Below are 23159 nucleotides of genomic sequence, written 5' to 3' on the forward strand. Positions count from 1 at the left end.
TATGCAGATAGAGTTGAAGTCCATAAAAATCCGTGATTTGATTGACGGATACATCAATGACCTCGATACGGGTGTTAAAGGTTATCATGGCAAATTGGACATACGTCCACCCTATCAACGAGAGTTCCGTTACGATGAGAAGCAACAACAGGCTGTCATAGACACTATACTTAAAGGGTTTCCTCTCAATATCATGTATTGGAGTGTGGATGATGACGGCAATTTTGAAATGATTGACGGGCAGCAGCGCACTCTTTCAATCTGCGGATTCCATACCCATGACTTCAACATCGTTGACCCCAATCGGGGCACACTGTATTTTTCAACGCTCACCTCTGAGGAAAAGGAAAGATTCCTCAATTATGAACTGACGGTCTATTTTTGTGAAGGAACAGATAAGGAAAAACTGGATTGGTTCCGCGTAATCAATATTGCCGGAGAAAGACTTCTTGATCAGGAGTTGCTGAATGCCGTATATGCCGGACCTTTTGTGACGGATGCACGCAGACATTTCTCAAAGAATGGTTGCCCGGCATATAAAATGGGAGCAGATTTTCTGAACGGCAATGCAATAGAACAGGCCTACTTGGCCACAATCCTAAAATGGGCAGCACGGCATGACGGGGTGGAAAGTACAGACAAGTATATGGCTTTGCACCAGTTCGACCCAAATGCCAATAAACTTTGGGCTTACTTTGTATCCATCATCACATGGATACGCTCTACCTTCGTTAAGTATCGCCGTGAAATGAAGGGTCTGGACTGGGGAGAAATGTTCGACAAATATAGTGACTGCGTCTATGATACGGCTGCGTTGGAAAAACAGATTCATGATTTGATGGAAGATGATGAAATCATGAAGAAATCCGGTATCTACCGTTATGTCTTGAGCGGTGATTTGCGTGATCTAAGTTTCCGTACGTTTGATAAAAAACAGAAACGTGAAGCCTACGAACGCCAGAAAGGTATTTGTGTACATTGCGGCAAACACTTTGAGCTGGAGGAAATGGAAGCCGATCATATCACACCATGGAAAGAAGGGGGTACTACTGTGGCCGAAAATTGTCAGATGCTTTGCAGGAATTGCAATAGGATAAAAGGAGGGAAATAATTTATCCCCCCTCTCATCGCTTGGTCATGGCAATCATGAACGTGATGGCCACCATCGAAATCAGAATGCCGACAACAATGTTCGTCGTAAGCGCTTCGCCGAAGACAAGTGTCCCTACCAGAATGGCCGTGACGGGCTCGAAGACACCGAGCACGGAAGCCTTGGTGGCCCCGATGTTGCGGGTAGCGATGGCCAGCGTGGCGGTGGACACGATGGTGGGCAGCACAGCGAGCCCTACTAGGTTCAGCCAGGCCGTGTGGCCCGTCAGACCTGTCGTTACCCCTGTATCCGACAGTGCAATCTTGCCCAGAAAGACAATCGTACCTACCGAAAGAGCGTAAAAGGTGAGGAGGCTGTTCGATATGTTGCCGATGACCTTGCTGCGGTTGATGATGACGATGAACAGCGCATACACCAGAGCCGAGGCAAAGGAGAGCAGAAGACCCATCGGGTTGACCGTCTGCGACGAATCGCTCTGCGTCATGATGACCACCCCTACGAACGTCATGCCGATGGAGAGCCATACCGGCCACGAGGGGACTACCTTCAGAAAGACCATGATGATGGCCACCAGGACCGGATAGAGGAAGACGATGGTCGTGGCCAGTCCCGAAGCGATGTACTTGTATGCCTCGAACAGGGTGAGGCTGCTGGTCGTATAGAGAAGTCCCAGCACGAGCAGCACGCCCGCCTGCTTCCACGAAACGCGGAAGCTCTGCTTGCGCAGCAGGAGGAATGCCCCCAGAAGCAGTACCGCGATGATGTAGCGGAAAAAGAGGATGGATTCTATCGAAGCGCCTTCCTTCATCAGAGGGACGGCAAATAGAGGGTTCAGTCCATACGTGATGCCGGTGATGATGCCGGCCGGATAACCGATGATGGCATTTTTGCTGAGAGTCTTTATCATTGCTGTATATTGTAAAGATGAATCGGGGCGCAAAATTACAAAATTTCCCCGAAGAGTGTACTCCGCACGGCTTGTAACAACATTTTTTGCCTGCCCCGATGGTTTATCGGCGTATTTTCGCTATGTTTGTGATGGAATAGCAACAAAAGGCATATGAAACTGAAGTGGATGATAGCAGGAATGGCCGTCGCCTTCCTCGTGGCCTGCAACGGTGACAGCGAGGACTGGCAGGGAGCGGACTACCCCGTGACGCCCTGTTCGGAGATTGCTCTCTCGGAAACGGTTCAGGACGATGCACAGGCCGTGACGCTCAGCAAGACCTATCTTTATGCGGGCGGCCGGCTGGAGTCGTACACCATGACCCAGCTCATCCACGCCATCGAGCCGGTGGAGCTCGAGGCACGTACCCGCCTGCATTACGCCGGAGGCGAGGCCGTGGTCACGGACGACTACGGCAATACGTGGACCTACCAACTCAACGAAAACGGCTATGCACAGAGCTGCCTCTGCCAGGAAGGCGGAGGAACACAGCGCAGCTACACCTTCGGCTACCACACCGATGCCGAGGGACGGCATCTGCTGGAGAGCCTGACCGAGGTGCTGGACGACGGAACCGAATATGCCTCGCTCCACATCGACTATACGGACATGAACGCGCTCCGCATTGCGCATCGGGTGGACGGTTACGAGCAGGAGTTCATCCTCTCGGCCGACGCTTCGGAGCCTGTAGCCAATCCCTGGGCCCTGCCCGACCTCTTCCTGTCCGAGCTCTATCCCCTCTCGCTCCACCAGCCCGCCTGGTACGGCAAGCTTCTGGGTGATGCCTACGGACAGCTCTACACCGCCCTCGAGCCCACCGACAATGCGGAGAGCGGCGAACGGACCACCTACAACTACCAGCTGGACGGCGAGGCGCGCCCCACCGCCTGTGTGCAGACCACCGTCAGCTACGGACAGACGTACACGCGGCGGCTGGACTATCGGGTGGAATGAAACGAATGACAAACAATTAGAACCAACGTATATGAAATTTATCTCCTGGAATGTGAACGGGCTCCGCGCCTGTAAAGACAAGGGCTTCATCGAAGCCTTCCACCGGCTCGACGCCGACTTCTTCTGCCTGCAAGAGACCAAGATGCAGGAAGGACAACTGGACCTGCCCTTCGAAGGCTATACCTCCTACTGGAACTATGCCGAGAAGAAAGGCTATTCGGGCACGGCCATCTATACGCGCCACCAGCCGCTGAGCGTCACCCGTGGCATCGACATCGAACACCACGACAAGGAGGGACGCGTCATCACGCTGGAGATGCCGGACTTCTACCTCGTCACCGTCTACGTGCCCAACTCGCAGGACGAGCTGCGCCGCCTGGACTACCGCATGACGTGGGAAGACGACTTCCGTGCCTATCTGCTGGCGCTCGATGCGAAGAAACCCGTCATCGTGTGCGGCGACCTGAACGTGGCCCATCAGGAAATCGACCTGAAGAACCCCAAGACCAACCGCCGCAACGCAGGCTTCACCGACGAAGAGCGCGCCAAGTTCACCACCCTGCTCGAGAGTGGCTTTACCGACACATTCCGCTACTTCTACCCCGACCAGCGCGACATTTATTCGTGGTGGTCCTACCGCTTCCGTGCGCGTGAGAAGAATGCCGGCTGGCGCATCGACTACTTCCTCGTATCCAACCGTCTGCGCGAAAAGCTCACCGACGCCAAGATACATACCGACATCTACGGCTCGGACCATTGCCCGGTGGAAGTGGACATCGAACTATAAAAGACTTTCCGTCCCAAGGAAGGTGTTTTCTTCTTGTGTAAATTAAAATTATCATTGTTCATTCCTTGGGCAGCAACTCCGCTTTTCATGCCTTCCGGCCGTTCCTTAGGGAATGTTTGAAACATAGAGGGGGAATGTTTGAAACATTCGGCCCCTATGTTTCAAACATAAGCCCCTTGGGGTTGAAACCCGTTTTTCGGGAAGACGAAAGCCGGTGGTCGCAGAAATCTCTGTTTTGTAAGATTTATTCATCGCACTCCCCTCTTGGCGGGGACTTCCGGCGTTCTGTGTAATCCGCTGTGAAAATAAGTTAATAGACTCTCTTTCCTTGCTCATGCAACACAAAATTGCTTCCTTTCGACAGTTTAATCATAAATTGTTATCCATGAAAAAGTTATTCATCCCTTTGTTTGCCTCTTTCCTGCTGTTGGCGCTATCCATGTCCGCCATGAGTGCGGAGAAGCCACCCAAAGGAAAGAAAGTGATTGAAAACAAACTGTACAGTCTGGTGATACCCGATGATTGGACTCCTTTTAAATTTCAAAAAGAAGACGGTACTCCTTTTGAGCGTAACGGAGGTCCCTATCATTTGTATGTTTTCCATTGGCAGTCGCCAATAGATAAAAACAATTTCACCGACGGATATAGCATTTTCCTGCAGAGTTATGAACGGCTCAACGGAGAGGCGGCCACTATGGCAGACATGGAGGAAGAAATCCGGCGAAACAATGACATCCCCGGACACGTGAGCAACGTGAAACGTACGGAACTGAAAGCAAAAGCCGGGCAAAAACGGATATTGATTACCCGCAAGGGCGATGCTGTTAGTGCAGACAAAGGGACGTCTTACCGACAGGAACGTATCTATTACTTGATACAACCCGACGGCAAACGGATGCATCTGCTCAGCCTTTCCCTTACGGAGGACTATTACAAGCGGCAACCCGATGCCGACCGTCTGATTCAAGAGATATTCGATTCCTTCCGTGTAAAGGGGGCACCCGTCGGGAAGTGGAATGACAAATAATCTTCCGGTTTCTGTTTTTTGTGCAGCAGGCAGAGAGATACTTTTCGTTTCCTGAAGATGGGGGAATGAATCCCTGAAAGGAAACCGGCATGGCAGGCAAACTCCTTTTTCAGCCCGTTTTGTACAATATTAATAAATAATAAGTATAAAAAAGTACCAAGAGTCCGTTTTCTTTTGCTACATTTGCATCGTGTACGCAAACGGAGGGCATATAGCCCTGTTCCGGATGCGTCGGAAGAGGAGAGCCATGAAGACAAGAAGTGCAGGATTCAGGCCATGCCGAACCGCAGGAAAGGGCATCTTTCGGGGCTTTCCGCTGACCACGGATTGAACAAACCTAAGTTTAATTTAATATTTAAACAGTATGAATCCTTATTTGAATTTTTCTTTGGAAGGTAAAGTAGCCCTCGTAACAGGTGCTTCTTACGGTATTGGTTTTGCAATCGCTTCCGCCTTTGCAGAACAGGGTGCGAAAATCTGCTTCAACGACATCAACCAGGAGTTGGTAGACAAAGGCTTGGCCGCTTATAAAGAGAAAGGCATCGCCGTACACGGTTACGTATGCGACGTGACGGACGAACCTGCCGTACAGGCTATGGTTGCCCAGATTGAGAAAGAAGTAGGCCCCATCGACATTCTGGTGAACAACGCCGGTATCATCCGCCGTATCCCGATGCACGAGATGGCAGCTTCTGAATTCCGTAAGGTAATCGACATCGACCTGAATGCTCCGTTCATCGTATCCAAGGCCGTATTGCCCGGCATGATGGAGAGAAGACACGGTAAGATTATCAACATCTGCTCCATGATGTCTGAGCTGGGCCGTGAGACAGTATCGGCTTACGCTGCCGCCAAGGGTGGTCTGAAGATGCTGACCCGTAACATCTGCTCCGAATACGGTGAATACAACATCCAGTGCAACGGCATCGGCCCGGGCTACATCGCTACTCCGCAGACTGCTCCGCTCCGCGAAAAGCAACCGGACGGCAGCCGTCATCCGTTCGACTCATTCATCTGCGCCAAGACTCCGGCCGGCCGCTGGCTCGACCCGCAGGAACTGACCGGCCCTGCCGTGTTCCTGGCTTCCGAGGCTTCGAACGCCGTAAACGGCCACATCCTCTACGTGGATGGCGGTATCCTGGCTTACATTGGCAAACAACCTAAATAATCAGCATTGATTTAGGCATACCTTTTACAATGGATAATTGGGGCGGAAGGAAGCTTCCGGATTCAATTATCCATTTTTTCTTTTTGGTCTGAAAACATATTGACGATTCTGTTATGAAGAAAATAATTTTATCCTGCCTGGCAGCCTGTATGCTGCTGGCCTGTGCCAACAACCGTCCGATGACGGTGACCGTCAGCAATCCGCTGGGCGTAGACCGTTCCGGCGAGATGGTGGAAGTGTCTATGGACGAAATCAGCAGCCGGCTGAAGCTGGCAGACACGGCACAGATTGTGGTGCTCGACGCCGAAGGGAACGAAATCCCTTATCAGATAACCTACGACGACAAAGTGATATTCCCCGCAACGGTGGCCGCCGGAGCTACAGCGACCTATACCATTCAGGAAGGTGTACCTCAGCCGGTAGAGGTGAAGGCTTGCGGACGTCAGTATCCCGAACGCCTGGACGACATGGCTTGGGAAAACGACCTGGTGGCCTTCCGTGCCTACGGACCTGCCTTGCAGGCCGGTGGTGAGCGTGGTTTTGGCTACGACCTTTTCCTGAAGCGCGGCACCTCCGAACCTGTGCTGGAAGAGATGTATGCCAAGGAGCTGGACAAGGAAGCCCGTGCCCGTGCCGCTGAGCTGCGGAAGACCGACCCCAAGGTTGCATCCGAACTGTTGCGTTCCATCTCCTATCACATAGACCATGGCAATGGCATGGATTGCTATGCTGTAGGTCCGACGCTGGGCGCCGGTGTGGCTGCGCTGGTGGCCGACGGTGAAATCGTGTATCCCTGGTGCTACAAGGACTTCGAAGTGCTGGACAACGGTCCGTTGCGCTTTACCGTCAAGCTGGAGTTCAATCCGTTGACAGTGAAGGGCGACAGCAGTGTAGTGGAGACGCGTGTCATCACGCTGGATGCCGGTTCGCACCTCAACCGTACTGCCGTATCCTATAGCAATCTGAAAGAAGCGATGCCGGTAGTGACAGGCATTGTGCTGCACGACGACGCTCCCGTTGTGACCGATGCCGAGAAAGGTTACATGACTTACGTTGATCCGACCAACGGCAAGGACAATGGCAAGGTGTTTATGGGTGCTGCCTTCCCGGCCAATGTCAAGGAAGCCAAGGTTGTGAAGTATACCGATGAAGAAAAGAAGCAGCATGGCAATGCAGAAGGCCATGTGCTGGCTTTCAGTGACTACGAACCCGGTTCGGAATATGTGTACTATTGGGGCTTCGGCTGGGATCGTTCCGACGTGAAGGATGCCGCTGCCTGGAATACCTACATGGCCGATTTCGCACAAAAGGTGCGTAATCCGCTGGTTGTAAGTGTTCAGTAAAGATACAGGTTTTCAAGGGAAAGAGGTCAGAAATACTCTTTCCCTTTGGAAACCAGTTCTGCTACATTTCTGGCTTCCAGTTTTTCCATCAGGCGTTTGCGATAGGTCTGTATGGTGTTGGTACTGAGAAACATTCGTTCGGCTATTTCGGGAGTACTGAACCCTTCTGATAAGTAATTCAATACTTCTTTTTCCCGTTTGGACAATTCTGGTGCCTGGCAGATGGATGCCGGGAGTGTTTGGTCCAGTTCTGAAAAAGCCTTGCAAAAATATTTGTGTCCTTTCTTGATTTCTTTTATGGCGGTATCCAGTTCCTGTAGACTACTGTTTTTTGAAACAGCTCCGTGAATTTTCAGGTGTGAAAGTTTGGATATGACCCAAGGCTCTTCGTGCATGGTGTATATCAGTATTTTACATTCATGGATCCGGTCACGCAAGAGTTTTATCAGTTCAAATCCGTTTGTTCCTGGAATTTCCAGATCGATGATACAGAAGTCGAAGGTACAGGATGTTATGACTTGTTCCAGTTCCTGGGTGCAGGCAGCATGTTGGCATACGATATCGCCTTGCTGTTCTGCAATGGCTTTGATGCCTTCGGCTACGATGGGATGGTCGTCTATAATCAGCAGTTTATACATGCTTTTCTTCATTGGATTGTATTTCAAATTGTAGTGTAAAGATATTGTTTCCTCCGGCTGATACGGTCTGGCAGGTTGTGGCACGTATTGCTTTGACGCGGTCGTTTACAGTACGTAAACCGATGCCTTCGCTTGTTGATACTGTTGGTGATGTAGGCCGGGTACTGTTGTCGGTAATTTGTAATGTGTATTTTCTATTGTTCTCGGCCTGCAGGCTGATGTGGATATGACTGGCCTGGGTGTGCTTTACAATATTCATGGTAAGTTCCTGTACAATCCGATATAATTCGTAGGCAGTTTTGTTGGGTAGATTTCGTGAAGCATTGTCTGTGGTTGGGGTGTAACAAATTTGTATGCCTGTATTGCCCGCTAAATCTTTCGTATAGCGTGCCAGTATTTCATCCAGGCTGAGTTCGTCGAATTCGGGTGGCATCAGTTCATGTGAAATGTTGCGCACATTGTTACGTATTTGCCCGATGAGGAGGGCCAATTCCTGTATTTTATCCTTTGATGTGAGCGTATGCATTCTCATTTGCAAGGCCAGCAGGTCGTTGGCGATGCCGTCGTGTAATTCTTTTGCGAAATATTTGCATTCAGTTTCCAGTCCGTCGATATATCGGCGTGTTGAGTTGAGTTCGTTTTCCTGCTTCAGCAACTCGATTCTTTTTTCGGCCATTCGTTTTTTGTAGTATACAATCAATAAGATTATGAATACTGCGATTACCAAGATTCCTCCCCCTATGGCGCTTTTTAACAAAAGGGCCTGATGTTCCAGTTGTTGCTGTTTCAGGTGGGCTATTTGTAGTTCTTTCTCTTGAGTCTGGTATTTTACATTGAATTCGGCCATTTGTTGGGTCAGATTATGTTGGGACAGTGTATCAGTCCACATGCGGGCACTATCCATGTATGCGTATGCTAACGTCTGATTGCCCGTCGCATGGTAACATTGTGCAATCTGTGTGAGAAGAGTTTTGGGTTCACTGCCTATGTCCCTTTTCCGTAACCATAGCATGTCTTTCAGTGCCTGTGTATAATTCTTTCGGTTCATTTCTGTAGAAGCCCTTACTTGTATGAATCCGATGGCGGCAATGGAGTGAGGCGGTACTTCTTTCAATAGGCGGTTACCGATTTGCAAGTAATACTCTACGGAATCGGCTTGTTCTTTCCGTTCGAACACCCTCAGTAGCGACGGCATGCACCTGATTTTCCAGACAGGAGCGTTTTCACCGGACTGACAGGCTATCTTCCATGCTTTTTGGATGGATTGTTCGGCATCTTTTATTTTGTTCAGCTCTGCTTTGATAGCTGCACGGAGTTGCCATGTTGAGAACGTGGAAAAGGGATCATCTGTATTTACGGCATGTTCTGCCGACAAATCAATATATTTTTCAGCTTCGTCGAGTTGCCGGATATTGAAATAAAGAACTGATACATTGTTGTAGATGTGGGTTATCCAACCTTCATCTTTGTATTGCAGGGCAGCCTCCAAGGCTTTGTTATAATAATAGATGGTGGAGTCGTTCATGTGCCGCTGTCGGTAAAGGATGGCCAAATCGTTGTACACACTGATATGTTTTTCCAGGTCCTTCATTTTGGGCAAATAGGGAAGCACTCTTTTTTTCATTTCGAAGGCTTGTTCTCCTTTGCCAAGATATACCAATAGAGTGCCTTGTTCGTTGAGAAGTATGGGGTAGACGGGCGATTGTTCTACTCCAGGTACGGCGAAGGCGCTGTCGAAGGTACGTTGTGCTTGTTCATAGTTTGCTTGGCCCCCTTCGCTCATAAGGTTGGCTGCGCGGTTATAAAATTGTGTCAATAAAGTGTCTATGGGTAACTTTTGGGCATAAAGTGGGGATGAGAGTAAAAGAAGTAGAAACAATATTTTGTGATGTACTTTCATGATTGTGGATTGAAAACATATTTGTCGGCAAATATACGTTTTTGTTTTTAATTGTTTGAATAAGTATTGAAAACCTTTTTAAATGGATTCTTTCAGGATTAAAAACGTAGATGTCCATGTGTATTTATTGTTCTGTTGTTTCCTGTTGATTGATAGTTATATTGTCAAGTAAAAGATGAAATGGTTTGAAAAATCACCTTTTTAGGTGACAAATTTGTATTCTTTTTATTTGTTATTTTGAAGAGTCTAAGATTATATGTAAAGAACTTAATTTAAGGATGTAATGCTATGGTAAAAAAGGAAGAATATCAATCTCCGGAAATTGTAATTTATGAAATGGAAACTGAAGGGGTCTTGGCTGCTTCAGGTCAAGTGACAGCACCTCCTTTTACAGAGGATCAATGGTAATATAATTATAAAGTTTAGGTTATGAAAACATTTAATGTATGGTTATGTGTCCTGGCCATGTTGGGAGTGGTTGCAGGGTGTAGTGAAGAGGTATTTCCTGAAGAAGAAGTTGGAGTTACGGACGAAGCGCCTTTTGTGCTTTATGCCACTTGCGGCTCGGATGCCGATACCCGTCTGGCTTTTGGAGAAGGCGGGATTAATCTGAAATGGGAAGACGGAGACCGGTTGGCATTGGTAGAAGTTAGCGATATGGAGCAAAATGTAGCTCCTATTTATCTGACTACCAGTTTGGATGAACCTTCGGCTACGGCTGAATTTCGTTCGGAACATGCGGTTCCAGCAGGGAAGTATTTTGTCAGAGGGGCGGCAGCTGGTGGATACAGAACATCTGAAGAATGGATGAGCTTTGGATGTAATGAAGACGATTGGAGTGATCATCGCTCTGGTTATGCATTAAGAGATTTTTCTGGATATAATAACTGGTTTGGAAATGATATCCTATACGCTCCTGTCATAGAGATTAAGGAAGGGCAGGTGTCTGCCACAATCGAGCTTCAGCATGCTTTTTGCATGTTGAAGTTCAACATTACGGGAACTGAACAATTGACCAATAAGGGTTTTATATCCGTAGGAATGTTGTGCCCTACAAAAGCTTTTCCTGTATATGCCCAGTTGGATGAAAACGGAGAAAGTTTCAGTCAGGTATTGACGGGGACCTCGAGGATAGAATGCGGGTCGGAAATGACTGGAGTGCAAATTATAGAAAAGATTAAGGGGATGGCTGCTCTTATTCTGCCGGTGGATATGACGGGTCATAAAGTCTATTTTTATGTGGAGGAGTCTCATACCGGTGCAGGTGTGGACAATGTGCGTCAGGAGCATATTTATGAATTTGTCAAGGACGGTAAGGACTTGAAGCCTGGAGTTGCTTATACGATCAATCTGAATTTGGCTGAGGCCAGGAAAATTGTGATAGAGAATGGAGAACTTTCCAAGCCGGAGCATTTTAGGGCATTGGCCTATCATCCGATTTCTAGTGATTACAAGGTAACACAGGACATTGACTTCAGTGGTGAAACCTTTTTCCCGATGCGGAGTTTCCTGAAGAATTTCGATGGCCAGGAGCATACGTTAAACAATTTGACGATTGACTGGCCGTTCGATGGGGCAGGGCTTTTTGAGGCTATAAATAACGGTAATGATCTTATTAATTTGAATTTGAAAGATGTAACCATAAAGGGGGTTAACCAGGTTGGTGCATTTTGTGGAGTAATAGGGGAAGGAAGTTCTCTGTCGAATTGTCATCTTTTGGGTACCAATAAAATTAGTGGTACAGGAAGCTATATAGGTGGTATCGTAGGCGGATGTAGTCGTATACCCAATAATATATCTGGATGTAGTGTCAATAGTACAACAACCGTTCTCGGGACCAATTTTGTTGGTGGATTGATAGGTGATGGCAGTGGGGTTTCTAATTCATCTTCTGCAGCTATTGTTGAAGGAGAAAATAATGTTGGAGGTATTGCCGGATATAGTAGTGGAATGGTTTCTGAATGTACGTCTTCTGCTCAAGTGACAGCTATGGGTAATCTGGTAGGGGGAATTATTGGTGGCACAACAACAAAAGATGTGATAGGTTATAGTGCTGGTAAGGTAGCTCAATCTTCTTTTATTGGGAATGTGTCGGGTAAGGATTATGTTGGAGGTATTATTGGTAGAGGCGGCGATGACAATTCAATCATTACCAGTTTCTCTACAGGTACTATCAGTGGTGCTTCCAATGTCGGTGGTATTTCCGGTGCGGGTTGTGTTGTAACGAACTGCTATTCACTGAGTGAAATTACAGGTACGGATGCGGCAACTACAGCCGGTATCACCGGTGGCGAAATATTAAAGACAATGGAAAAATGCTATTTTGCCGGAACCCTGAAGGGAGGTAGTCAGTATGGTATTTCAGGTGGTGGTAAATTGTATCAAGGAACGTATTCCAATATCAAAAATTGTCTTACTACTGCCGCAAAGTTGAGTGTGAGTGATCCGGAATCTGATGCGCAGTATGTAAATCTGACCTCAATACAGGATCACTTGAATATCATCAATGCAGATAAGGTGTATTCGGAAGAGATTGTTTGGGACGAATACCCCAATGAGTGTCCCAAGTTTTTGTGGCAAAACCCTTCGACTAAAACCGAAGGAGTGACTGTTCCTTCGTTTGGAACGGACGAGTGGTGATGTTTGAATAGGTCAAAGTTAGAAAAGTCATAATAAAATCATGGAAGAGAAAAAAGAGACTATCTACTAAATAGTGAAGTGCTAACATTCTGCTATTCTGAACGCAGTGAAGAATCTCGTAAGTATTTGTTTGTGTATTGAGATTCTTTACTTCGTTCCCTTGGATTTGTGTATTGATTATACTTTTCTATTTTGAGACAGTCTCTTTTGGGTTACATTTAATATTAGTGCTACTTTCAGTGCGGGCTGATAAGGATGTGTTGGGATGTAGATAGTCTTGCTGTGATTTTCCTTTCTCTTTCATTGGTTAATAGATGTTATATTTATTCTATTTGTGATAAATAATAAAGAAAAAACATTAACTTAGGAGCAATTTGAAGAAGGATAATGGATTTATTCATACTTCTGACAGAAGTATTGATGCTATTTTATTAACTTAAAAAATTAGCCATGGAAGAAAAAGTGAAGAAGCAGAAATTTCTGCAGTTGCAGTTCAGCATGTTGCTGGTAGTATGTACGTTATTGCCTGATTTAGGTTCTTTGTTGGGTGTTCCTGATTTTGATATTCCTGTATTTTGTTGTCAACTTGTCGGCATTATATTGGGCGGTATGGCATTGCATAGTTTCTATAAGGTTATGGGAACTGCTTTACCGGTGCCTTTCTTGGCTTTGGCCGGTGGTGGATTGTGTTTTGCTTTGCTTTCTTTGTTCCCTAATATGCCCGCTTGGTTGGATTATATTGGCCTGATTGCTTTATTGATTGCTTTATTTATGAGTAAAGGAAGTTTGGGGATACAATGGAAGAATTGGGGGAGTCAGGGAGCTTATTTGATTGTTTTGGCCATTCTGTTGCATGTGTATGACAGTATCGGTGATACTACCATGACAGGAATAGCAGCCTTGATAGGTTTGATTCTCTATTTCATAGGCTTGGGCAAGCTGAAGGATAGTTTGGACGCTGATGGGGCTAAGGGAGCTTCCCGATTGAAGATTGCTGTAATCCTAAGTATCGTGGCGGTGATATTTGGTTGGATTCCTTTGTTGGGAGGTATCATAGCCGGCATTTTGTTGATTATTGCTTTTGTTGTGGAATATATGGGCTATAGTGCCATGAAGCGCTCTGCTTCATTGGGAACTGAAGGACAAAATGGTGCCGGAAAGTTGTGTATCAGTATGATTGTATTGCTGGTAGCTGCCCTCATTGATTTATTCCCTTTGACAGGAATGATTGTGGGGTTGATTTCATTGATAGCTCTTTGGTTTGTATTCCAAGGTTGGAATATGATTCTTTGGGGAATGGAAGATAAAATAGAAAAGCAATAATTATAAATTGGTTAGGATGTTTGAATGGTAGTGCATTTTGTCTGTGCAGAAGGCAATGCACTACCATTTTTGGAAAAAAGCATTTGTGATGGTAATGAAATGTAGATTTTTTGTCTTGACAATTTTGTCGTTTTTCTTCATGGCATGTTATTTGAGTTGTAGCGATGTCGAGAACAATTCGAATTCTGAAGTGCCGTCCATTGAGATGGATGATGAGGTGGACTTGCAACCTGTGATAGGGTCGGAAGGTGGAACGTTTACTATGACGTTTACGGCCTCTGCCGATTGGACGGCCAGTGTCAATGCCGTGACTCGTTCGGTTGATTGGTTAAGCATATCTCCCGCACAAGGGGAGGCGGGCACGGTAACGCTTCAGGTGAGTGCACAGCCCAATGAAACGTATGACGAAAGAAACGCGGCTGTTTTGCTGACTTGCGGAAATGCAAAGCAAACCATTACTGTTACCCAAAAGCAGAAGGATGCTTTGTTGGTTAGCTCCAACAAGGTTGAAATGGATGCTACGGGCGGTACGTTCGGCATCGAATTGCAATCGAATGTCAGCGTCAGTTATGAGATAGAAGAATCGGCCAAGAGTTGGCTGACAGCTTCACCATCTTCCACCACGCGTGGTCTTACAGCTTCTACTCTGAGTTTCCAGGTGACGGAGAATCCGGATAATGCAGTTCGTCAGGCTGTTATAACCTTGCGAGGTAATGACTTGACGGAGCAGGTCACAGTCTATCAGGCGGGTAGCGAGCCGGCCATTCTGTTGTCGCAGAAAGAATATACGGTGCCGTCCGACGGTGAGACCATTCAGGTGGAGCTGAAGAGCAATACGTCGTATAAGGTAGTGATGCCCGACGTTCCTTGGATTACAGAGGCGTCCACCCGTTCCTTTTCAGCCTATACACACTATTTCACGGTAGCGGCGAACGAGGGTTATGATGCGCGGACAGCTGAGATATACTTTGTTGATGAAGAAAATGGTTTGCAAGAGAAGGTGATTGTGACTCAAGTCCAGAGGGATGTTATTTTAGTAGCTCAGAATGAATATCAGGTTTCATGTGAAGCGTCTTCGCTTGATCTTAAGGTCTGTTCTAATATAGAAATAGAGTATGTTACAGATGTTGATTGGATAAAGATAACTCAGGTCAAGACTCGTGGACTTGTAGAGAATATATTGCGATTAGATATTTTGGCCAATGAAATGAAGGGAGAACGTGAGGGACTTGTTACGGTCAGAGATGAGAAGGCAAAGAATATCCAAAATATTCGTATCGTACAAGCAGGACACGGGACTGACAAATTTTTAGTATTGTCTCAAGACATTTATAATGCAGGGTGTGAGGAACATTCCTTTTCAATAAGTGTGGAAACTAATGTATCATATGAAATTGTGATGCCTGACGTGGATTGGTTGTATAAACAATCAGACAATTCTTTCAGTATAAAGCGGAATGATTCGTTTGAAAGTCGTACGGCCGATATATTGTATGTGAATAAGGAAGAAAATCTTGAAGCAAAATTGGTAGTAATACAGGCTCCTCGTGAGGGCTTGGTCTTGGAACAGGCGGAATATCATGTCGCTGCAAGTGGAGGTTTGTTGAATGTGAAAGTACAAACCAATACTGAAATATCAATAAAAATCGATTGTGATTGGATAGAGCAGGTGGTGGAAACAACTCGTTCTTTGGCAGAAAAGACTCTCTGTTTTAATATAAAGACTAATGTTTCTTCGGAGCAGAGGGCAGGAAGTATTATGTTGAGAGGTGCGGAAGGAAGTGTTCAAGAGGAGATATTGGTATTTCAGTTAGGGGCTGATGTCTATATGAAAATGTGTTCTGCTCCTTCTGTCGTTTCATCAACTCAACAGCAATTTGTTGCAACAGTTGAGAGTAATACTCGGTATGTGGATGTCGTGATGGAAGATGATTGGTTGAACAAGATTGACTATACGTATGAAGAGAAAGACGACGGTACGTATATATTATCTTTTTCATTTGAGGTTCGGGAAAATTTGATGAACCGTTCTCGAAGTACAGAGATTTGTTTTCGCTGGTATAATCCGGAACAAGATCCGATAGAATGGAAAACTGGATTAATGTGGGATTTGGAACAAGAGAAAAGTACAAAAGTTGATTCGGGTATTGATGATTTACCTACAGAAGAATGGTAAACGGAATATTGATGGTATATAGATTTTGTGATTATGAAGATACGATTGATTGTCATAGGGTTGTTGTCAATGATGTTGTGTGGGTGTCAAGATCCAGACATGATGACAATACGGAAGAATGGGGCGATTCGAATATTTGCAGATAGCCTTGTGTCGCAAACAAGAATTGAATTTGTTGAAAATGGCTCTTTTACCTCCGTTCAGTGGAAAGATGAGGATAAAATTGGTCTCTTTGCAGGAGAACAACGGAATTTGCCTTATCTGTATGCTGGTTCTTCGGAAGGAAATGTAGAGTTTGTTGTTCCCGATCTGCAGTATGGTGAAAGTCTGAAGGGAGAAGAAGGAACAACGGTTTATGCCTATTATCCTTATGCTGATTGGCTTGAGGAGGAAAACTATACGGTCTCGTTGCCAAATGCCCAGTCTTATGGAAATGTAGAGGATATTCGTCCGTTTGTATATGCAGAAAGTAAAATAGTGAATAAGGAAGTGCATTTCCAATTTAAGCATATATATGCTTATTTGAAATTGACATTGACTACGGATATTTTCCCTGACATAGAAAGGCCTCAAATAGAAAATGTTTCGATTATTTCTGATGATACCTTGGCGTATGTAGCTGCTCTGTTTGATTTGAAAACAAAAGAAGTTGCCGTTACAGAAGCGGATAAGCGTATCTATGTTCATGTGGGAGGATATGATTTGACTCAAAGTCCATTTACTGTTTATATTCCTGTATTACCCCAAAAAGCTGGTACGGTTTTGAGAATAGCTGCAAATGATGCTACTTTTATGGCTAGAGCTGTCCCGGAAACAGGCTTTGTAGCTGGGCATGTTTATTCCATCAGTACGGGTCGGGAGGATATTGTTGAATTGCAAGAACAACAAAGGCAGGCCTTGATTGATTTTTATAATGCAACAAATGGCAGCCAATGGAAGGATAATACAAATTGGTTAAGCGACAAGCCTATTTATCAATGGTTTGGTGTAAACAATGGAGGAGGAGATACAATAAAGAGTCCTTATGTCGTAGAGTTAAATTTACCTGGTAATAATCTTACAGGAAAGTTGCCTGAGGCTTTGGCGACATTGATGAATACTGCAGAGTCTATCAGCCTATCCGGCAATCTTCTATGTGGGAAAATTCCAGAAAGTATTAGACAGCATCCTCGCTGGAATGAATTTGGTTGGGGGATTATTCTGCAGGCTTTTGAACCGGGGCAAGGTTTTGATATGACAGATATTAATTTGCGTTTGAATGATATGGAAGTTGAATATCTTACTGGTGAAAAAACTACATTATATGCCTTGTTGGAGAAATATAAATTGGTTCATATTATGACTGATACTCCGAGTGATGCACGTGCTAATCAGCATCTTTCGTACCATAATAAAGGATTTGGAACGGTTATATCTCATATGGGAAATACTGAACAAGAGAGGAATGAAACTTATGAACGTGTGAAGAATTATCCGATAACGGATATGGAACGTTTATGGCAATCTTTAACAAATAATACGGATCAGTTGATCGGATTGTGGGAAATAGGTTCTACATATCTGATAGATGGTAAAGGTTATCTGGTTGATTATTATAAAAGGTATTGGAGTATTCCGGAAGAATTCTATAATTCGATTGTAGATAGTATTCTTTATGCCCGTTTGGGTGAGCCGGAAGAACATCCCATCTTCTCGTCTGATTATTATATTTCGTCCGATTATTCACGTGATGGGGAAGTGATAACGTTGCAAGAAGCTACTGAAGGGAAAGGTATTGATTTGGTATTGATAGGCGATGCGTACGTAGATCGGGATATGCAGGAAAATGGTAAATATGAAACAGATATGAAAAAGTCAATGGAATTGTTTTTTTCAATAGAACCTTTCAAGACGTTCCGTAATCGTTTTAATGTATATGCAGTGAAAGTAGTTTCTGCCACTGAATATATGAATGTTCCTTTGGAAAAGATGGACTTCCGTTTGGGATGGTTTGATGCTAATGGTGAATATTATGTTAATACTGATACATGTTTTGATTATGTTAGTAAAGTATCGGGAGTAAATATGGATAAAGTGACTGTTATTAATGTGGTGAATAATCCAAACATGTTTTATATAGAAGGATATACCGACATGTTTGCTTCTGGAGCATCTATTGCTCATATAACTGTGGGTGGTCCCTCGGATGTAATTATTCATGAGGCTGGGGGACATGGCTTTGCCAAATTATTGGACGAATATATTTTTAAGGGATATGAAAATAATATCGTATCAGAGATAGATGTGCAGAATTTTGAACAAAATTATAAATCACGTGGTTGGGGAGCTAATCTGGATGTAACAAATTCACCTGAACAGATAAAGTGGGCACACTTCTTATCTGATCCGCTTTATGCCGGTGAAACGGGAATTTATGAAGGGGCTTGGCAATGGGGAAAGGGTATTTACCGTTCTTCAGAGAATAGTGTGATGAATAATGATTATTCATGGTTTAATGCACCGAGTCGTGAAGCTATTTATAAAATGATTATGGAGCTTTCTGAAGATAGTGGATGGGTGTATGATTATCAGGATTTCGTGACTTACGATGCTGTTAACCGTGCCAAGGTTCCTGCTACACGTTCTTTACGGAAGAAAGATACTAGGAAAGTGATTCATAAACCACCAACGTTTGTAGGTGGAACCAGGACTGACAATGTTAAGGGTCGGATTCCTTATAGATAAACAGGTGATGACTGATACTTGTAATATGAAGCTGTATTCCCAAGAAAGAATTTAAGATACTTTCTTGGGAATACAGCTTCATATCAAGTAGGGTATATCGATTTGTTTACAGCACCTTGAACTCATACCCTTCCTCCTTCAGAAAGCTGAGGGCACGGGGAAGGGCGTATTGCAGATTGCCGCTGTCCCACGACTTGAGGGAGTCGTGGAAGGTGATGATGGAGCCGTTGCGGGCATAGCGCATGACGTTGGCCAGTACCTGCGGGCCACGGAGTTTCTTACTGTAGTCGCGGGTGACGAGGTCCCACATCACAATCTTGTATTTCCGCTTCAACACCATGTATTGTGCCCAGCCCATGTGGCCGTGCGGAGGGCGGAACAGAAGCGGGCGGAGAGCCTTGTCGGTCGTTTCGGAGTCGCAGATGGAGAGCATGAAGTCGTGCGCCTCTTCTGTATTCTCCAGATAGCTATAGGAGGTGAAGTATTTGCGGCTGAAACCGCGGATGTGGTTGAAGGTGTGGTTACCGATGCGGTGGCCACGCTCTACGACCATACGGAATTCTTCGGGGTGCTTGCGGATGTTGTCGCCCACCATGAAGAAGGTGGCTTTCACGTCGTGTTTGTCCAATAAATCGAGTACCCAGGGCGTAACCACGGGGATAGGACCGTCGTCGAAAGTCAGGTAAACAGCTTTCTCGTCGGGATTCATCCGCCACAGGGCGCTGGGATATAGTTTCCGGAACAGTTCGGGAGGTTGCTCGATAAACACGGTGGTAGGGGTTAGAGGTGAGTGATTAGCGGTTAACGGTTAGCGATTAGCGGTGAGTAGTGAATTGTTGGAATACTCACCACTCACCACTCACCGCTTACCGCTTATTTCATTCTGTTTACATACAGGTTGTACAGCTCTTCCAGCTTGGCGCGGTAGGTTTCTGCCAGCGGAGACTTGTATTGTTCCATCTTCTTGACTTCCTCGTTGAGCAGAGCCCAGTGGTACTCGAACTCGCGGGTGGAAATCATGAAGCGGCCTTCATCGAGGCTCATGTACCAGGTCATGTATTCCACGGCCTTGTCGGCAAGGGCCTGAATGATGTGGTCTCCCTTTTCAGATTCATCCAGCTTGTACCAGGCCTCGGACAGTTGCAGGGCACCGTTCTGCCAGTCATAGGGCACGTTTACGGCCGGAATCATCTTCTCGGCGTACTCCAGTGCGGCACGGGCTTTGTCGTTCTTGCCTTCGGTCAACAGCTGGCCGATGAGCTGCGAGAAGATGCGGCGGTGCGAGTAGCACATGCGCATGGCGTTTTCGTCGATGTAGATGCCGGGCTTGTCGATGCCGCCGAACTTGAACTTGTTCATCAGATTGTCGTACATCTTTTCGCTGTCTATCTTCACGCCGGTCTTGCTGGTATCGAAGGGTGTGAAACGGTAGGTCAGACCTTCCTGGATGAAGTAGTTGTCCATACCCAGCTGGTTCTCGTTGCCTACGCTGACGGCAATGTAGATGGGACGCTCCCAATTGGCTTCAGCCAGCATCTCGAGCATCATCAGTTCGCTCTTGTAGAGGGCACGCTTGGGATGATAGTTGCCCTGGTTGTCCTTGGTGCGGAGCTTGATGGGCATATAGTCGGGGATGGAATCGCCCGGAATCAGCATACCGCTGCGTCGTACGGCTTCCTTGTCTACCTTGATGACCACACTGTCCGTAGGTATCACTCTCATTTCCTGGTTCTTGTTGCGTACCCAGTACTTCAGGATATTTTTCAGTTCGTAGGGGTTTTCACCGAATTCCTTCTGTACGTTTATCTTGGCTTCGGGGTTACCAGCAAGGGCTTCCTTCTCGGCCTGTGCGTAGAGGGCGTCGATGCTCTTCTTGTATTCGGGATTGACGGTGATGTATTCGTTGGTCCCCTCAACGTACTCCATGCGGTCCCATGTGATGGGGAGCGACGGCGAGTCGTAGGCAGGACGCTTCATCTGGTCGATGTACCAGTCGGTGTTAAGGTACGACAGGTTGCAGGTACGGGCGTCGGTGCGGAAGCCTTCGGTCTCCTGGTTGTACCACAGGGGGAAGGTATCGTTGTCGCCGTTGGTGTAGATGATGGGGTTACCGCTTTCCTGCAAGGACATCAGGTAGTTCTGACCGAAGTCGCGGGCCATGTAACGGTCGCTGCGGTCGTGGTCGTCCCACGTCTGGCTGGCCATCTGGATAGGGATAAGGAGGCAGACTACGGAAACGATGAGGGCAACGGCCAGCGAGGGCTTCAGCTCGGGAGCTTCGCTTTCGTCCGATGTCCCGACCTTGGCGGCTGCCTTGCCCTGCATCCACTTGCTCAACAGCTGGATGAGGCCGGCCACACCCATGCCGATCCAGATGGCAAAGGCGTAGAACGAGCCGGCATAGGCATAGTCGCGCTCACGCGGCTGGCTGGGCGTCTGGTTCAGGTAGAGCACAATGGCAATACCCGTCATGAAGAACAGGAAGAAGACTATCCAGAACTGCTGGATGCCCTTCTGTCCGCGGTAGGCTTGCCACAGCAGGCCGATGATGCCGAGCAGCAACGGCAGGCCGTAGAACACGTTGTGTCCCTTGTTCTCTTTCAATTCGGTGGGGATCAGTGTCTGGTCGCCCACAAGCATGTTGTCGATGAAGCTGATGCCCGTGATCCAGTTGCCGTGCTCTATCTCGCCGAAGCCCTGGATATCGTTCTGGCGGCCCACAAAGTTCCACATGAAGTAGCGCCAGTACATCCAGTTCAGCTGGTAGGAGAAGAAGAACTTAATGTTCTCCCATTGTGTAGGCATCTTCACCATAATCATTTCGCCGCATTGGTCGTAGGGCACTTCGTAGCCCTTGACGTCCTGCCAGGCTTCATACTGCTGGGTGTGCGTACTGCTGTACATGCGGGGGAAGAGCATGTTCTGTGCATATTCGTAGTCGACGCGTCCGGGTATCTCGATGTACGAGTCTTTCTCGTCGGGCGTGGCCTTCTCCTTGCGGATGAACTTGGTACCATTGTACGAGATGCGCGGTTGGCAGTAGCCGTCCTTCACGTCGAGGGCCACCTTCGAAGTATAGGCAGGGCCATAGAACAGCGGGCGCGTTCCATATTGCTCGCGGCCCAGGTATTCGCCCAGCGTGAAGATGTCTTCGGGCGAGTTCTGGTCCATCGGCGTGTTGGCCGTGGAGCGGATGACGATGAGGGCGTACGACGAGTAGCCGATGACCATCATCATGGTACACAGCAGGGCGGTGTTCAGCGTGCGGGCGCTGACGCGGTATTTCTCTTTCATGCTGTTCTGTGCCTTCGGGCTGAGGTAGAACCACAGCAGGGCGATGACTACAAGACCGATGACTACGGCGCTGGCTCCGTGTCCGTAGAACGGGATACCCAGCATGGCGATGGTCAGCACGAACGAAATGGCCATGCGCATCTTGTCTTTCTCCGTATAGCTTTCGTACACACCCCAGATGAGGCAGGCGGCCAGCAGAATGATGTAGACGATAACGCCCGTATTAAACGGCATGCTCAGGACGTTGACGAACAGCAGTTCGAACCATCCGCCCACCTTCACGATGCCGGGCACGATGCCGTAGAGCACCACAGCCACCAGGATCATGGAAGCCAGGAGCGCCAGCAGCGAGCCTTTGGCATTGGCGTTGGGCACTTTCTTATAGTAATATACCAGCACGATGGCGGGCAGGCAGAGCAGGTTCAGCAGGTGGACACCGATGCTGAGGCCCGTCAGATAGGCAATCAGGATGAGCCAGCGGTCGGAATGGGGCTGGTCGGCCACGTCTTCCCACTTCAGTATCAGCCAGAACACGATGGCGGTGAACAGTGACGAGAACGCATATACCTCGCCCTCGACGGCCGAGAACCAGAATGTGTCGCTGAACGTATAGGCCAGCGCACCCACCACGCCGCTACCCATGATGGTAACCAGCTGTCCGCGGGTGATGTGGTTTTCGTCCTTCACCACAAGCTTGCGCACCAGGTGCGTGATGCTCCAGAAGAGGAACAGGATACAGGCACCGCTCATCAGCGCGCTCATGTAGTTCACCATCTTGGCCACTTCCGAGGGGCCGGAGGCGAAGAGCGAGAAGAAGTTGGCCACGAGCATGAAGAACGGTGCTCCGGGCGGGTGTCCTACTTCCAGTTTGTAACCGGTGGTGATGAATTCCGGGCAGTCCCAGAAACTGGCGGTCGGCTCGATGGTCAGGCAGTAGACCGTGGCCGCGATGAGGAAAGTAATCCAACCTGTCAGGTTGTTGACGAACTTGTACTGTTTCATTCAGTTGTATAGATGATATAACGTTATAATCTGTGCGATGTTTCCATCAAAACGCCGCAAATATAAGCATTTCATACTGAAAAGAATGCGGCTCGGGCTGATTATTAGGATTGCTTAAAGGATATA

General features: G+C 47.1%; 15 protein-coding genes. 10 read left to right on the forward strand and 5 right to left on the reverse strand.

The genetic code is table 11. The annotated features are described in order from the left end of the window. Position 1: 1 nt before the first annotated feature. Complete coding sequence (locus tag RDO88_RS05495; protein ID WP_307758416.1) at positions 2–1111, forward strand: DUF262 domain-containing protein; 1110 nt, start codon at positions 2–4, stop codon at positions 1109–1111. A 13-nt stretch (positions 1112–1124) separates the two neighbouring features. Here the strand turns inward: RDO88_RS05495 and RDO88_RS05500 are convergent, their stop codons facing one another. Then, a complete protein-coding gene (locus tag RDO88_RS05500) occupies positions 1125–2018 on the reverse strand; it encodes an EamA family transporter (protein WP_307758417.1) in 894 nt (297 codons plus the stop codon). 153 nt (positions 2019–2171) lie between these two features. Here RDO88_RS05500 and RDO88_RS05505 point away from each other — a divergent pair, with 153 nt between their 5' ends. The 5 genes from RDO88_RS05505 to RDO88_RS05525 all read left to right on the forward strand — a co-directional run bounded on the left by RDO88_RS05505 (position 2172) and on the right by RDO88_RS05525 (position 7336). Beyond that, complete coding sequence (locus RDO88_RS05505; protein WP_307758418.1) at positions 2172–3011, forward strand: DUF4595 domain-containing protein; 840 nt, start codon at positions 2172–2174, stop codon at positions 3009–3011. 31 nt (positions 3012–3042) lie between these two features. Then, positions 3043–3798, forward strand: coding sequence for an exodeoxyribonuclease III (locus tag RDO88_RS05510; protein ID WP_307758419.1), 756 nt, complete (start codon positions 3043–3045; stop codon positions 3796–3798). A gap of 385 nt (positions 3799–4183) precedes the next feature. Beyond that, a complete protein-coding gene (locus tag RDO88_RS05515) occupies positions 4184–4825 on the forward strand; it encodes a hypothetical protein (protein WP_307758420.1) in 642 nt (213 codons plus the stop codon). Positions 4826–5189: 364 nt separating this feature from the next. Beyond that, on the forward strand, positions 5190–5993 hold the full coding sequence (locus RDO88_RS05520; protein WP_307758421.1) for a gluconate 5-dehydrogenase: 804 nt from the start codon (positions 5190–5192) through the stop codon (positions 5991–5993). A gap of 113 nt (positions 5994–6106) precedes the next feature. Next, complete coding sequence (locus RDO88_RS05525; RefSeq protein ID WP_307758422.1) at positions 6107–7336, forward strand: DUF4861 family protein; 1230 nt, start codon at positions 6107–6109, stop codon at positions 7334–7336. A gap of 26 nt (positions 7337–7362) precedes the next feature. Here RDO88_RS05525 and RDO88_RS05530 read toward each other — a convergent pair whose 3' ends face one another. Both RDO88_RS05530 and RDO88_RS05535 read right to left on the reverse strand, forming a co-directional pair. After that, positions 7363–7986 (reverse strand): response regulator, encoded by a 624-nt coding sequence (locus RDO88_RS05530; protein ID WP_307758423.1) that lies wholly within the window; start codon positions 7984–7986, stop codon positions 7363–7365. After that, positions 7967–9874: an ATP-binding protein gene (locus RDO88_RS05535; protein ID WP_307758424.1), complete on the reverse strand. Its 1908-nt coding sequence runs from the start codon at positions 9872–9874 to the stop codon at positions 7967–7969. Before RDO88_RS05535 ends, RDO88_RS05530 begins: the two co-directional genes overlap by 20 nt. A gap of 429 nt (positions 9875–10303) precedes the next feature. On the opposite strand from RDO88_RS05535, the gene RDO88_RS05540 reads away from it, so the two are divergent. From RDO88_RS05540 to RDO88_RS05555, 4 genes are all read left to right on the forward strand, one after another. Further along, on the forward strand, positions 10304–12514 hold the full coding sequence (locus RDO88_RS05540) for a hypothetical protein (RefSeq protein ID WP_307758425.1): 2211 nt from the start codon (positions 10304–10306) through the stop codon (positions 12512–12514). Positions 12515–12964: 450 nt separating this feature from the next. After that, positions 12965–13837, forward strand: a complete 873-nt coding sequence (locus RDO88_RS05545; RefSeq protein WP_307758426.1) for a hypothetical protein — start codon at positions 12965–12967, stop codon at positions 13835–13837. 55 nt (positions 13838–13892) lie between these two features. After that, positions 13893–16013 (forward strand): BACON domain-containing protein, encoded by a 2121-nt coding sequence (locus RDO88_RS05550; protein ID WP_307758427.1) that lies wholly within the window; start codon positions 13893–13895, stop codon positions 16011–16013. A 33-nt stretch (positions 16014–16046) separates the two neighbouring features. Continuing rightward, the gene (locus RDO88_RS05555; protein WP_307758428.1) at positions 16047–18737 is read left to right on the forward strand and encodes a M64 family metallopeptidase; all 2691 of its coding nucleotides are present in this window, start codon (positions 16047–16049) and stop codon (positions 18735–18737) included. Positions 18738–18843: 106 nt separating this feature from the next. Here RDO88_RS05555 and RDO88_RS05560 read toward each other — a convergent pair whose 3' ends face one another. Together RDO88_RS05560 and RDO88_RS05565 are read right to left on the reverse strand one after the other, a co-directional pair. Further along, positions 18844–19506 (reverse strand): polysaccharide deacetylase family protein, encoded by a 663-nt coding sequence (locus RDO88_RS05560; RefSeq protein ID WP_307758429.1) that lies wholly within the window; start codon positions 19504–19506, stop codon positions 18844–18846. A 104-nt stretch (positions 19507–19610) separates the two neighbouring features. Then, positions 19611–23033 carry a DUF2723 domain-containing protein gene (locus tag RDO88_RS05565; RefSeq protein WP_307758430.1) on the reverse strand — a complete coding sequence of 1141 codons (3423 nt, stop codon included), beginning with the start codon at positions 23031–23033 and terminating at the stop codon, positions 19611–19613. Positions 23034–23159: the final 126 nt, after the last annotated feature.

The sequence above is a fragment of the uncultured Mediterranea sp. genome, from assembly GCF_902493215.1.
Taxonomy (GTDB): domain Bacteria; phylum Bacteroidota; class Bacteroidia; order Bacteroidales; family Bacteroidaceae; genus Bacteroides.

Coding starts and splice junctions, on each gene's coding strand:
- RDO88_RS05495 (WP_307758416.1), top strand. CDS start 2: ATGCAGATAGAGTTGAAGTCCATAAAAATCCGTGATTTGATTGACGGA.
- RDO88_RS05500 (WP_307758417.1), bottom strand. CDS start 2,018: ATGATAAAGACTCTCAGCAAAAATGCCATCATCGGTTATCCGGCCGGC.
- RDO88_RS05505 (WP_307758418.1), top strand. CDS start 2,172: ATGAAACTGAAGTGGATGATAGCAGGAATGGCCGTCGCCTTCCTCGTG.
- RDO88_RS05510 (WP_307758419.1), top strand. CDS start 3,043: ATGAAATTTATCTCCTGGAATGTGAACGGGCTCCGCGCCTGTAAAGAC.
- RDO88_RS05515 (WP_307758420.1), top strand. CDS start 4,184: ATGAAAAAGTTATTCATCCCTTTGTTTGCCTCTTTCCTGCTGTTGGCG.
- RDO88_RS05520 (WP_307758421.1), top strand. CDS start 5,190: ATGAATCCTTATTTGAATTTTTCTTTGGAAGGTAAAGTAGCCCTCGTA.
- RDO88_RS05525 (WP_307758422.1), top strand. CDS start 6,107: ATGAAGAAAATAATTTTATCCTGCCTGGCAGCCTGTATGCTGCTGGCC.
- RDO88_RS05530 (WP_307758423.1), bottom strand. CDS start 7,986: ATGAAGAAAAGCATGTATAAACTGCTGATTATAGACGACCATCCCATC.
- RDO88_RS05535 (WP_307758424.1), bottom strand. CDS start 9,874: ATGAAAGTACATCACAAAATATTGTTTCTACTTCTTTTACTCTCATCC.
- RDO88_RS05540 (WP_307758425.1), top strand. CDS start 10,304: ATGAAAACATTTAATGTATGGTTATGTGTCCTGGCCATGTTGGGAGTG.
- RDO88_RS05545 (WP_307758426.1), top strand. CDS start 12,965: ATGGAAGAAAAAGTGAAGAAGCAGAAATTTCTGCAGTTGCAGTTCAGC.
- RDO88_RS05550 (WP_307758427.1), top strand. CDS start 13,893: ATGCACTACCATTTTTGGAAAAAAGCATTTGTGATGGTAATGAAATGT.
- RDO88_RS05555 (WP_307758428.1), top strand. CDS start 16,047: ATGAAGATACGATTGATTGTCATAGGGTTGTTGTCAATGATGTTGTGT.
- RDO88_RS05565 (WP_307758430.1), bottom strand. CDS start 23,033: ATGAAACAGTACAAGTTCGTCAACAACCTGACAGGTTGGATTACTTTC.